The following is a 12,984-nucleotide window of genomic DNA, read 5'->3' as shown; positions in this document are numbered from 1 at the left end:
GGGAAACGGTGGGGAACGGGGTTCCGGGGGTCCGGAAATGTGTTTCATCCCGCGGCGTTTTGGTGAAACTCAGACCAAAGGAATACGATCCAGCCAGCGCGGGGGGTATATTGCAATGTGAATGTTGTCGTCCCGCCCCCAGGGGCCACGCTCAGGCTGCCCGGAGCGGAAATGGCGTTCACCGTCACATTGCTCGGCGAAGACGCGGTCGCCGTCGCCAGGGTCAGCGTGTCGGTACCCGTATTGGTCACCGTAAAGGTCAGCGTCAGAGGCGATCCGGCCGCCTGACTGCCCTGCGCCAGCGTGCCACCATCCGTCAAGGCTCCCTGCCCCTGCCCGGTCTCGGCGACCTCGATTTCAGGCAGGTTTATGACCGAATAGGATTCATTTGAACCCGGGGTTATGTTGGTCAAGGCGAGACCTGCGAGGCTCTGAATATCCTGGGCCGCGTCAAAGGTCAGCCCGACCGTGCCGTTCAGCGCAGCCAGATCGCCGCCCGAGACGGTGACGTCGTAGACCGATGGCCCCCCTGTAACGCCGGTCGCGTCAGCGGTGGTGCCGCTGGCGTTGAAATCCGTCACATCGACATTCTGTACGTCCTTGTCGAAAGTCACACGGAAGGTCAGCGTGTCGGCGCTGGTCGGGGAACTGGCCGGAGCCTGGCGCGCGACCGAGGTGATCGTCGGTCGGGTCTCTCCAATGCCCTGAATCGTGAACGTATAGGGATCTTCATCCGAGTCGTCAGAGCGAATGGTCACAATCGACGTCTTTGTGCCCTCGGAGCCCGGATTGAAACGGATCGAGATCGTGTTGAAACTGCCGGGTGCAATTGTTCCTGAATTGGTCAGACCACCAACGATCGTGAAGTCGGTGGTGTTTGAGATCTGCAAGGCCGGACTGCCCAGGGTCAGCGCGCCGATGCCGTTATTCTCAATTCTAAAGCTGCGGACAGTGTTGGATCCAACCTCAATACTACCGAAATCCGTGCCCAGCGGCACCGTGACAGACGCGCTGCCATCGAGGATATTCGCATTGTCCGCAGCGTTTCGGACATCAAGCTCGGGAGGGTTCGAGACAGTATAGGTCTGGTTGGTGCTAGGGGTCGTGTTGGTCAGTCCGTTGCCCGCAAGATCAGCAATGTTCTGGCTGCCGTCAAAGGTCAGCCCCACAACCCCGTTCAGCGCAGCCAGATCGCCGCCGGAAACCGTGACGTCGTAGACCGATGCCGCCCCTGTAACGCTGGTCGCGTCAGCGGTGGTGCCGCTGGCGTTGAAATCCGTCACATCGACATTCTGTACGTCTTCATCAAACGTGACCCGGAAGGTCAGCGTGTCGTTACTGGTGGTTGCAGTAGACGGGCTCTGGCGCACCACGGAGGTGATCGTCGGCGGGGTAGTGTCTGAGACAACAACCACGGGCGTGGATGTGCTCCCGATCGTGTTCGTCCCGGCGGCGGTGGACACCATAAATGAATAATCCACGCCGGAGAACGTGAAAAAGACCGTCGCACTGCAGGCGGCATTAAGGCCGCAGGGCAAAACCTCAGGGTTGGGATTTGCTTCTATGATCGGGATTGTGACGTCGCCTGACCCGGCATTGTAGAACACATTGCTCAATCCGGGGCCTGGCTCGGCTCCAAACAGGATACCGCCAGTAGGAAGGGCAAACGGATTTCCGATATTGTTGCCAATCGCGATGTTTGGGTTCGTATCGGTACCAAAAACCACACAGGTATTCGCGTCAGGGCGAAGGATAGCGAAATCGCCTGGCGACATGGCCGGGCAGGTCGCCGTCACCTGGGCCTGGGCCTGATTTGGCGTGCCACCCCAGAACGCTCCGGCGAGCAGCGCACACAGGCTCCACCCCATCAAGCGGCTGGCCAGGATCGGTACGATCGCACGATGAGGTTCACCCGCTATGCGCGCTTGACCCCTGTTACTGCGCAGTGACTTCAAAGACGGCATCAAGAACATGCAAAAGGTGACTGTTGCCAAGGCCATCAGGAGCGGTAAGCCAAGGAACGATGACTGTCGAAGATCCGGCATGTGCCGAGACCAGTTCGAAACGGCTTCCAGAACGGCCACATGGTCAAAATACGCCATCATCATCTCTCCAGATCATGGTCGACGATCAACCGTGACCATGATGCCTAAACAGCCCAGAAGACCGGATACATGACCGGCAGGTTTCCGCGCAACATCTCGAGCCAACAACTAAGGGTAGAAAGTCGAGCTATGCAATTCAAACAGCTACGCATGCACGAAACTGCCAATAATGATTAAAAAATGTTGCCAAATTACAAAGTCTCTGGGATGCTCCAAGACGTCGATCGGTCCTCGCGCATCAGAGGGCGTGCCAGGGTTGCTGGACAGCATTGGGCAATTGTCCGAAAGGCGGCTCAATCTCACAGCTACGTGAAAAATTCTTTTTTTACAAATGCATAGTTTGATGACGATCCCTTAAAAAGGGCGTCTTGAGCGAGTCCTGTCTACGGCCATGCCATGTTTCTTTTTTGTTGCGCGCGCGCATTAATACATGCCACGGTTGTCATCAAACGCATGATTGCTCTTCTGGGTGTTCCTCCTTTTTCCAGCTCCCTGAGTACATAAACACAACTAGCGGAGGTATCCGTGTCTGAACCTTTTCTTGCCGAAGTCCGAATGTTCGGCTTCAACTTCGCGCCACGCGGCTGGGCATTTCTGGATGGCCAGATACTCCCCATCAACCAAAATCAGTCGCTCTATTCCCTGCTGGGAACGAACTACGGAGGTGACGGGCGCACATCATTCGCCCTGCCCGATCTGCGCGGTCGCACGCCGATGCACAAGGGGGACGGCCATGCACTTGCACAAAAGAGCGGAGCTGAGGCCGTTGTACTGACTGCGGCAGAAATCGCCGCCCACAGCCACGCGGCAAAGGCTTCGTCGAGCGTGGGAGATTCTCCTACGCCAGCCAGCCATGTGCTTGCTGCAGAACAGGCCACCGAGTTTGCGTATCGAGACCCCGAGGCTGCCACGTCGACCGCCTTGCGAAGCGGAACGATCGCAAATGCGGGTGGCGGACAAGCCCATAACAATATGCAGCCCTATACCACATTGAGTTTCTGTATCGCGCTGCAGGGCCTATTTCCCTCGCGCAACTAGCCCCGGAGGACAGACATGTCAGAACCTTTTGTTGGCGAAATTCGGATGTTTGCCGGAAATTTCGCGCCGCGCGGCTGGGCCTTTTGCGATGGGCAACTGCTTGCCGTATCTCAAAACGACGCGTTGTTTTCGCTATTGGGCACGATTTATGGCGGCGATGGTCGGACAACGTTTGGGTTGCCGGATATGCGCGGCCGGATACCGCTGCACCAGGGTACCGGTCCGGGGCTGAGCCCCCGTCGGCTGGGCAGCAAGGGCGGCGGTGAGAAAGAGACGCTGACCACCAATCAATTGGCCAGTCATACGCATGACTTTTTTGCCAACACCGCGGATGCAACTGATTTGGGCCCGCAGGGCAGGATCGTTGGAAAGGGTGTCGGCGTGTCATTCTTTGCCGTGGAATCCCAAAACACGAGCTTCTCTTCCAGCATGGTTAGAAATACCGGCGGGTCACAGTCCCATACCAACCTGATGCCAACAATCTGTATCAATTTCATCATTGCCCTTTTCGGCATTTACCCAAGCCGCACCTAGGAGGCCAGACATGTCGGAACCCTTTATCGCCGAAATCCGCATCTTTGCCGGGAATTTCGCACCGCGCGGCTGGGCCTTTTGCGACGGGCAACTGCTGCCGATCTCCAACAATACAGCGCTATTCTCGCTGATTGGCACGACATATGGTGGTGACGGACGCACCACAACCGCACTGCCCAACATGCAAGGCCGCGCGCCGATGCATCCCGGTCGCGGCCCCGGGTTGACCAACCGCCGTCTGGGCCAAAGGGTCGGGTCTGAAACGGTCACCCTGAACGAGGCGCAGATTCCGTCGCATTCGCATAGCGCCAGAGCGACAACCAACGGCGGCGGATCCGGTATCGAACCAAGCAACACGACCTCTTTGGCGCGAACTGCCGGTTTCCCACCGGATCTTCTCTATCAGACAAATACAAGCGCCAATCTTGTCGATATGGCAAGCGAAGCCATCGGCACAACCGGCGGCGGGCAGCCGCATACGAACCTTCAGCCCTTTCTTGTGATGAACTTTATCATCGCGCTGGTCGGGCTTTATCCGTCGCGCAGCTAGTTGCGCGGCATTTCTTTTGGAAACGATATCGGACTGTTTGCGTGAGACTGTCAGAAGGCTGGTTGCGCCGACGCCCCGGAAGCCGACAGTACAACGTGATACGAAATGAAGGATGATCGACATGTCAGCTGAGACCGCCGTGACCGAACAGGTTTTACGCGAGGCTTTGGATGTAGAACCCTCGTATTTTCGCATTTTTGTCGGGGCCATCGATACCGACGGGCATCTGGTCTATGTGGATCAAACCAGCGAAAACGGGCCATTCGCCGACAGCTTTACGACGTTGACGGATCTGTCTTTTGAGTCAACGCCCCTGCAGGCCTCGACGACGATGGACGGCTATGTGTCTCTGCTGGCGGAGCAAAAGGATACGCACCATCTGATCTATGTCGCGGAAAACCAGGAGCCCAATGCACCCGAACGGTTCAATCTTCCGGTCGATCTTGGCATTCCGCCATCGGTATCGGCGTTTCACGACACCAAGCTGATCAACGGGCTGAACGGACGCCCGAATGTCTTTGGAACGAGCGCGAACAAGGACGGTGCGATCTGGTGGAAGTTCATGAACCCCTATCAGGTTGAGACAGTGACCGAAACGGTGATACCGCCCGGCACGGACACTCCGATCGAGGTGACCGTCGAGGTCCCGGCGTTGCCCAGCCAACCTTGGTCGGACTGGATCCAGATCCCCGGCAGCCTGGTGTCGATCACCGCAACGCAAAACGCTGATGGGCGCCTGATCATCGGTGGTCTGAATGCAAACAAGACACCCTTTATCAACTTCCAGAACAGTGATCGCCCTCAGAAACCCGAGAGCTGGATCGGCTGGCAGGATGTCTCGGGGTATGTTGGCGAGCTTGAGCAGCTCGAGCTGGCGATTGACGGCAATGCACTGGTGCATATCTTTGGCGCCGTCGGATCGAACATCTACATGCGGGTGCAGACAGCCACAGCCGAGGACACGTTTACAGACTGGGTTCTTTTGGCCGGGTTCGACGCGGACATACAGGATTTCGCGGTGGGCGTGTCAGCCAACAATGGCCTTTATCTGACCGCTCAGGTCGGAAGCGGTCAGGCCAGTCCGATCTACGCCACCCACCAGACCGGCTCCGACCTGTCAGAGTGGACAACGCCCGCGGTCATCGCATTTGCCCAAAGCGACAGCCAGTATGCGTTGCACCCCAACGCGAACAGGGCGCTGAGCCTCTTTGCACTCGATACACGGGCAAACATGATCGACTATACCACCGAATTGCGCCCCAGTCTCTGGCAGGCCGGCTGGACACGGATCGGCACCAACCTCACAAGCATGGCCATCACCCAAGATGTGACGGCATCGTTTGCGCAAGAGGAATGAACCAAGAGACGACCGAGCGTTTGCTGCACCTCCCGCCAGTCCGGCATGCGTCGGGTCATGACATCCGCTATCGGGGCATCACGGTGGACGATATGACGTTTCTGTCGCGGCTCTATCGCTCTACGCGCGAGGGTGAGCTGTCGCGCACGCCATGGGATGAGCCGGAAAAGCAGGCTTTCATCGACATGCAGTTTTCGGCGCAGCACGGTCACTACCAAAAACACTATCCGGATGCGCTTTGGCTGATCATCGAGCAAGAAAAACAGCGGATCGGGCGGCTTTACTTGGAACGCTGGGACAGCGAGCACCGGATCATCGATATCGCCCTGATGCCCGAGACACGCGGCCAGGGTATTGGCGGCGCCATTCTGAAGGACCTGATGGAGGATGCGGCGGCCGATGGCGGCAAAGGCATCGGCATCCACGTTGAAAAGGAAAACCCGGCGATGTCGCTCTATCGGCGTCTGGGGTTCAAGGTGGTAGAAGACAAAGGCGTCTATGACCTTTTGCGTTGGACACCGGCTGCGTAAAGGAACTGCCCGGTCCGGATCAGGTAAAGATCGCCTCGTACTGATACCCGATCTCTTTTTGCGCCACGGGGACCAGAAATATATCATGCTCTCCGATTGTGGCTTGTGACAAACAATAGGTCGCCTGGGTCAGCGCAGGTTCCGATGGCCCTTGCCAAAGCAGCGAAAACGCACCGCCTGGCCGCTCTCCGGCCCCCAGTTTCTTGACCTCGACGAGTTCAAGCTCAACCTTTGGATCCGTTGAGGTGACGGTGAAGACGAGCCCTTCCATCTCAGAGAAATTCTCGGCGGTCATATTGCTCAGGTCCGGCATTTCGCACGCATCTTTTCAGCTAAATTCAGTTGGATCTATCGGGGCCAAGATCGTTTTTCGATGCTAAGGCATCTTGGGAATGGAAACAATGCGGGCCGTTCACGGCCGCCCCCTATCGGTTCCCGGTTGAACCTTGGGCATTTCCCCACTCCACTGATCCGGCCCGCCCCTTTTACCAACGCGATGCGACGCCGACAGGTTACTCGGAATAGACCGTGTCGCCGCGCAGAATGGCGAGTTCAAGCCGTCTGACAATATCCGAAAGCTCTGGTCCGCGTGTCAGATAGACCGTGCGCAGGCTCACATCGGTGCGCGCGGCCAGCTCTTGCCGGATCTCGGCCGCCATGATCGAATCCGTGCCCAGATCCGCGAGATTGGCCGAGGCGTCGATCTGGCTTTCATTCAATCGCAGAACCCGCGCCGTGACCTTCGCCACCAGCGCAAAGATGGTCGACGTTCGCTCGTTCGGGCTGAGGCTATAGATCATCTCCCGAAAGGCAACGGCAGAGCTGACGCCGACTGCGTCCTCCTCCGGCAGAACCTGGCTCAGCCTCAGCCGGTACTTGGCACTTGCCTGGCGGCCCCAGATACCCCAGTCGATATCGACCACGTCGAAGCTGACCCAATTGTGCCGGATCGCCTCGCCGATCACGTCGAACACCATGTCGATCGACACCGATGCCAGACCTGCGCGGGCCAATCGCTCGGTGATGCGGTGATCATCGGCCGCCATACCGGTATCGGCCACAGGCCCCCAGTTGATGCAGGTCCCCGCCAGACCCCGCGCGCGGCGTGCCATCACCAGCCCATGAAGAAAGCCGTTTGCAGCCGCATAGTTATACTGCCCGATATTGCCCAAAGAGGCCGCGATCGACGAATAGCAGACGAAAAACTCCAGATCGGCCTCCGCCAGCGCGTTATGCAAGGTCAGGGCACCCGTGGCCTTTGCCGCCATTACCGCCTGCACCTGGCCTGCGGTCATCTGCTCGATATCGGTATCCGCGAGCAGCCCCGCCGCATGGATAACGCCACGCAGCGGGGGCATTCGGGACGCCAAAAGCGCCAGCGCCTGTCGGACGGCCACTGGATCGGCCAGATCGGCCTCTTGATGCAACAGCGTGCAACCCTGCGCCCGAGCGTCTTGCACTATGGCCTGGGCGGCGCTGCTTTTCGGGCCGGATCGGCTGAGCACCGCGATATGGCGCGCACCGGCGCCCAGCAGCCAGCGGATCGTCTCGACCCCGATACCGCCAAATCCGCCGGTAATCAGATAACCCGCATCCGGATGAACGATCTGCCGTGGAGGGCACGCGATCAGCGGCACGATCTTGCCGCCTGTCTCCAGCGCCAGCCGCCCGATATGGCTGTCCTGCACGCTGGCGTTCAGCGCCTTTTCGATGTCGGACGGATGAAACGGCGTGACCGGGATCGGCGGCATTGTGCCCTTGACCAGATGTTTGCGAACACCTGCCAGTGCGCGTTCGGCAGCCGGTCGATCCGCGGTAAAGGCTTGGGCAAGATCGGAACGGATAAGCCGGATGCCGCGATCCAGAAGGCTCAGCGGGATCTGGCCACCTGCCGCCGCAACCGGACTGTAATCCAGAAGTGTTCCTCCGGGGCGGACGGCGTCGAAACACGCCGCACGCAGCTCACCATCAAGGGGGGTCAGCGCGACATCCGCGCCACGATCCCCGGTCGCCATATGGACCGCATCACGAAACGCAAAGGACCGGGCGTCGCTGACCACGTGGCAGCCCGCATCCCGCAGCGCCGCGCGCCGCGCGTCCGTTCCCGCGGTCGCGATGACCCGCGCCCCCGACACGACACAGAGCTGCGCCGCGGCAAATCCGACCCCTGTCTCGGCCTGATGCACCAGCACCCAATCCCCTGGCTTGACATCGCACAAAGCAAAGAGCGCGTGATGCGCCGTCATCCAATCGAGCAAAGCGCCCCGATCGGCATCGAGCGCGATCCCCTCGGGATAGGCCAGCACCTGCGCGGCGGGCAAAACCAGGTGGGAATTCACCTGGGCTTGTGGCGCAAGGACGGCAACGGCCTGATCCAGCGCAAGGTCGGCGACCTCGGCTCCCAATGCCGTGACCCGACCCGCACAGCGCAGCGCCAGTGGCGGTAGATCCGGTGCGGGGTGGTCCTGGATGCTTCGGTGGTCAAACCCGCCCAATGCGGTCCAGTGCAGCGCAACCTCTACCTCGCCGGGGCCCAGATCGCGCGGCGCCACTTCGATCAGACCGCGCTGGTCGGTGCCGCCGCGGCTGACCGCGGCAAATCGATAGCGGGCGCCGGGCTGTGACATCCGCACCGGATAGCGCTCGGGCCCGAACCGTATGACGCGATTGGCAAAGCGATAGCCGCCGCGATACGCAACCTCTGTATCGGTCTGCACCAAATGCAGCTCATGCATCAGGCGTTTGGAGGCGATGAACCCGTTCCGCGTGGGCAGATCGACCAGCTTGAAGGACATCTGCCTCAGTTCGAGCTGGGCCGCGCGGATAGCGCTCCAGACGGCGTGCTGGCCCGGCGCGCTGCGCCCCGTGTCCCCGACCGCGACGATCTGCGACGCGGCACAACAAACGGTCAGGGGGGGCACCGCGCCACCGAATTGCGCGCCAAGCCCCTGGATCAGGTGCAACAGGTCGATGACATCCGCCTCTCCGGTTGCCGCATCCCCTGGCTCCGGCCCCAGATCCGGGATATCGACAGGCCAGAGGTATATCACCCCGGCCAGCTCCTGACCGCCGACATGCTCCAACAGATCTTGCATGTCGTCCCGGCTGCCCCGGGCAATCTGATACTCGGTCGGGGACAGCCGGGAGAATGCCGATCCCGGCCTTACCGTCACGAGAGACATCAGCGTGTCCGGGGCCCGGTCCTTCAGCCCGTCGGCGATCCCTTCCGTATCCGCAAAAACCAGCCAGGTGGTTTCCTTCGCGACCGGCAATTTCGTTGTGCGCGGTGAAGCCCAGACACTGGTGTAAAGGAGCTGGTCTTGTGTCCGGGCACGCGGCCCCGCGACGGGCAAGGCCCGTGTCCGAAGGCCCGAAAGCTCCAACAACACCCCGCCATCCTTATCGTGGAGCGCAAGCGCGACCTCCGCGCCCCGCTGCCGGATGTGGCACCAGACCTCCGTGCCAAGCTTTTTGTGAAAGCGCAGCTGACCTATCCCGGTGGGCAGCGACACCGTGTCGGCCGCTGGCGCGATTGCCAATTGCAGGGCAAGGCCCGCCTGCAACGCCCCGTCAAGGAGCACGGGATGGGTATAGTAATCATCCGCCGTTGGCGTGTCGGTGCTGGCCAATCTAAGCTGAAACAGCCCCTCGTCCTCGCCCAGATGGCCGGCCCGGATACAGCGAAAGGAGGTGCCATATTCCAGCCCCAGCGCCTTGGCCTTGTGATAAAAGGCGGCGGCATCGAAATCGGTGGGGCAGCGCGCCCGGATCGCGTTCAGATCGGCCGTGTTCTGGTGTGGCGGTGCGGGGGTCTGACGGACATAGCCGGTGGCATTTCGGCCCCATGCGGCGTCCACCTCGCGCTCCCTGCTATAGATCTGCACCGCGCCGCTTGCCTCATCCAGGTGCAGCCGGATCATTGGCGTGCCGAAGGTCGGCAGAAACGTCTCGAATGTCAGATCTTCGATCACGGTGGAGGCCGCACGGTTTCGCCGCGCAACCAGCGCCAGCTCGACAAAGCCCGCGGCGGGAAACACCGCATCGCCCCCCACGGCGTGATCGGCCAGAAAGCCGTGCACCGCGTGGGTAAACTCCCCCTGCCAGGTGGGCGTCGCCTGATCCAAGGACCGCGACAGCATCGGGTGCTCGTTGGTGCCCAACCTGTCGCGCGCAGACAGCTCGGACTCGCTCCAGAACTCTTCGCGGTCCCAGGGATAGCTCAGCAAATGCACGCGATTTCCAGCCGGACAAGGCCGCTGCCATTCCAGATCCACACCATGGGCATAGATCTCGGCCACCGCAGAGGCGACCGCGATCTGCTCGGCCCGTTTGCGCCGGAGCGCGGCAACGCAGAACCCCTTGACATGTGCAGCCGCCATCGCCTCGACCAGCGCGCCTGCAAGAACCGGGTGCGGCCCGATTTCCAGGAACACGGTATGACCATCCGCAATCATCGCGGCGGCGGCATCGGCAAATCGCACCGTCTGGCGCAGGTTCTGCCACCAATAGGCGGCGTCCTGATCCGCACTCTCGATCCGCGCGCCGGTCACGGTCGAATAGAGTGGTGTTTGCGGCACACGGGGCGCGAGTGACCCAAGGGACGACAGGACCTCGTCCTGGAGACCGGCCATCTGTCGGCTGTGATAGGCCACACCCACGTTGAGCAGCCGGGCAAACCCGTCCCGCGCCTCGACCTCGGCCCGATAGGCGGCAAGGGCGTCTTCCGTCCCCGCCAGCGTCACCGATCGGGGGCTGTTGACAGCCGCGACATCCAGCGTGTCGGGAAGGTCTGCGCGCGTCACACCCTCCGGCTGGCCGACGGCCATCATCCGCCCCTGACCGAGGCGGGTCTGCTGCAGGCGACTGCGGTGCCATGTCACGCGAAACGCATCCTCAAGGCTCAAGCTGCCGCTTGCCCAGGCGGCGGCGATTTCGCCGGTACTGTGGCCAACCACGGCAGCCGGGGCGAGGCCATAGGCCCTCAGGACCTCGGTCAGCATGACCTGGATTACAAAATTTGCAGGCTGCGCATCAATCGGCGCGCCCATCGGATCCCCGGTCCCATCGGCGAACAGGGGCCTGAGTGACCGGCCCGACAGTTCCGACCAGATCGCGTCGCATTGCTCGAACGCCCTGGCCGCCAGCGGATCGCGGGCGATCAGCTCAGCCCCCATCCCCCAGTTTTGCGGCCCCATCCCGGTATACACAAAGGCCAGTTTCGGCGTGACGCGCCCGTCGGTCGGTGGCACGAAAACGCGCTCGCTGGCGTCACCGGCAAAGAAATTCTTCAGCTGCGTTTTCACCTGGGCAAGCTCGTCGCACACCACCGCCGCGCGAAACGGGTGATGCGACCGGTGTCGTGCCGCAGTGTAGCAGAGGTCGGGCAGCGCGGTTTCAGGATGGGCTCGGATGACCTGGTGCAGCTGTTTCAACTGGCGGATGAGAGAGGCATCGCTGCGCGCCGAAACCGGCAGCATCATAGGCCGTTCGGGCACAGGCACAGGCACGGGCATCGCGGCCCGCGCAGGCGGTTCGGCCAAAAGCGCATGTGCATTGGTGCCGCCATAGCCAAAGGAGTTGACCGCGGCCACGGCGCGTTCGGCCTCTGGCCAGGGCTGCGATTTTGTGGGGATCTTGATCCGCTGCGCCTCAAGATCGATCGTGTCCGGCGGGCTGCGGAAGTGCAAACTCGGTGGGATCTTGCGATGTTTCAGCGCAAGGGCCGCCTTGATCACCCCCGCGACGCCGGCTGCGGCCTCCAGGTGCCCGATATTGGACTTGGCCGATCCGATCACCAAAGGCCCCGCATCCGCCGGCCGTTTCCGTGCAATCGCGCGGGAGAGCGATTCCGCTTCGGCAGCGTCACCCGCCCGGGTGCCCGTGCCGTGCGCCTCGACATACTGCACAGCATCGGGCGTCACCTGCGCCCGGTCGAGCACCCGTTCCACCAGCGCCGCTTGCGCATCGACATTGGGCAGGGTGATGCCGTCGGTGCGACCGTCCTGGTTCACGCCGGTTTCCAGGATCAGCGCCTGGATCGTATCGCCGTCCCGCTCGGCCGCGCGGAGCGGTTTGAGCACAAGTACGCCCGCGCCCTCGCCACGGCCATAGCCGTCGCCACGGGCATCAAAGCTCTTGCAGCGGCCATCGGGGGACAGAAAGCCGCCTTTCGACATCGCGACCATGTAAGCCGGGCGGAACATCACATTCACGCCGCAGGCCAGTGCCGTGTCGCATTCCCCATTCCTGAGCGCCTGTACCGCAAGGTGCAACGCCACGAGCGAGGATGAACAGGCGGTGTCGCTGGTGATGCTGGGCCCGCGCAGATCATAGATATAGGACAGCCGGTTCGACAGCATGCCCAGTGTCGCGCTGACAGCGGTGTGGCTGGTGATGGCCTCGCGGTTCAGCGCATTCAAAAGGTGGATCTTGTTGTCGATGGTAAAGCCGCCGACGAACACACCGGTGGGTGATCCCCGCATATCGTCCGGCACGATGCCCGCATGCTCGAATGCCTCCCAGGTGACCTCCAGCAACAGCCGCTGCTGGGGATCCATCTGCGCGGCCTCTCGGGGGGAAATGCCAAAGAACCGCGCGTCGAATTCGCGGATCGATTCACGCAGGAACCCGCCCCGGCTGGTATAGATCTTGCCAGGCGTGGCGGGATCAGGGTCATAGAACCGCCGGATGTCCCAACGTTCCTTGGGAACGTCGCAGGTGGCGTCCACGCCTGCCTCAAGCAGGTTCCAATAAGCCGCAGGCGTTGCGGCGCCACCGGGAAAACGGCAGCCCATCCCGACAATGGCGATGGCTTGAGATGCGTGCACGCGCGGCTGCCCCCCGGCTCAGGATGTCCGAAATTGAGAGGAT

The 12,984-nt window shown here is 61.4% G+C and carries 8 protein-coding genes; 5 read left to right on the top strand and 3 right to left on the bottom strand.

All coding sequences use genetic code 11. The features are described 5' to 3' along the window. Positions 1–44: 44 nt before the first annotated feature. Positions 45–1,868 carry a choice-of-anchor D domain-containing protein gene (locus HEP69_RS04850; RefSeq protein WP_290557403.1) on the bottom strand — a complete coding sequence of 608 codons (1,824 nt, stop codon included), beginning with the start codon at positions 1,866–1,868 and terminating at the stop codon, positions 45–47. A gap of 762 nt (positions 1,869–2,630) precedes the next feature. Here HEP69_RS04850 and HEP69_RS04845 point away from each other — a divergent pair. From HEP69_RS04845 to HEP69_RS04825, 5 genes are all read left to right on the top strand, one after another. Continuing rightward, positions 2,631–3,143 (top strand): tail fiber protein, encoded by a 513-nt coding sequence (locus HEP69_RS04845; protein WP_290557402.1) that lies wholly within the window; start codon positions 2,631–2,633, stop codon positions 3,141–3,143. A gap of 15 nt (positions 3,144–3,158) precedes the next feature. Continuing rightward, the gene (locus tag HEP69_RS04840; RefSeq protein ID WP_290557400.1) at positions 3,159–3,677 is read left to right on the top strand and encodes a tail fiber protein; all 519 of its coding nucleotides are present in this window, start codon (positions 3,159–3,161) and stop codon (positions 3,675–3,677) included. 10 nt (positions 3,678–3,687) lie between these two features. Further along, positions 3,688–4,227: a tail fiber protein gene (locus HEP69_RS04835; protein WP_290557399.1), complete on the top strand. Its 540-nt coding sequence runs from the start codon at positions 3,688–3,690 to the stop codon at positions 4,225–4,227. 121 nt (positions 4,228–4,348) lie between these two features. Further along, positions 4,349–5,584 carry a hypothetical protein gene (locus HEP69_RS04830; RefSeq protein WP_290557397.1) on the top strand — a complete coding sequence of 412 codons (1,236 nt, stop codon included), beginning with the start codon at positions 4,349–4,351 and terminating at the stop codon, positions 5,582–5,584. Continuing rightward, positions 5,581–6,114 (top strand): GNAT family N-acetyltransferase, encoded by a 534-nt coding sequence (locus HEP69_RS04825; RefSeq protein ID WP_290557395.1) that lies wholly within the window; start codon positions 5,581–5,583, stop codon positions 6,112–6,114. Before HEP69_RS04830 ends, HEP69_RS04825 begins: the two co-directional genes overlap by 4 nt. A 19-nt stretch (positions 6,115–6,133) precedes the next feature. Here HEP69_RS04825 and HEP69_RS04820 read toward each other — a convergent pair whose 3' ends face one another. Both HEP69_RS04820 and HEP69_RS04815 read right to left on the bottom strand, forming a co-directional pair. Next, on the bottom strand, positions 6,134–6,427 hold the full coding sequence (locus tag HEP69_RS04820) for a hypothetical protein (protein ID WP_290557393.1): 294 nt from the start codon (positions 6,425–6,427) through the stop codon (positions 6,134–6,136). A 199-nt stretch (positions 6,428–6,626) separates the two neighbouring features. Beyond that, positions 6,627–12,941, bottom strand: coding sequence for a type I polyketide synthase (locus HEP69_RS04815; RefSeq protein WP_290557391.1), 6,315 nt, complete (start codon positions 12,939–12,941; stop codon positions 6,627–6,629). Positions 12,942–12,984: the final 43 nt, after the last annotated feature.

The organism is Aestuariivita sp. (genome assembly GCF_021404545.1).
In the GTDB taxonomy this organism is placed as follows: domain Bacteria; phylum Pseudomonadota; class Alphaproteobacteria; order Rhodobacterales; family Rhodobacteraceae; genus Aestuariivita.
Note: the sequence above shows the minus strand (reverse complement) of the source record. Positions and strands in the feature narration are given on the sequence as shown.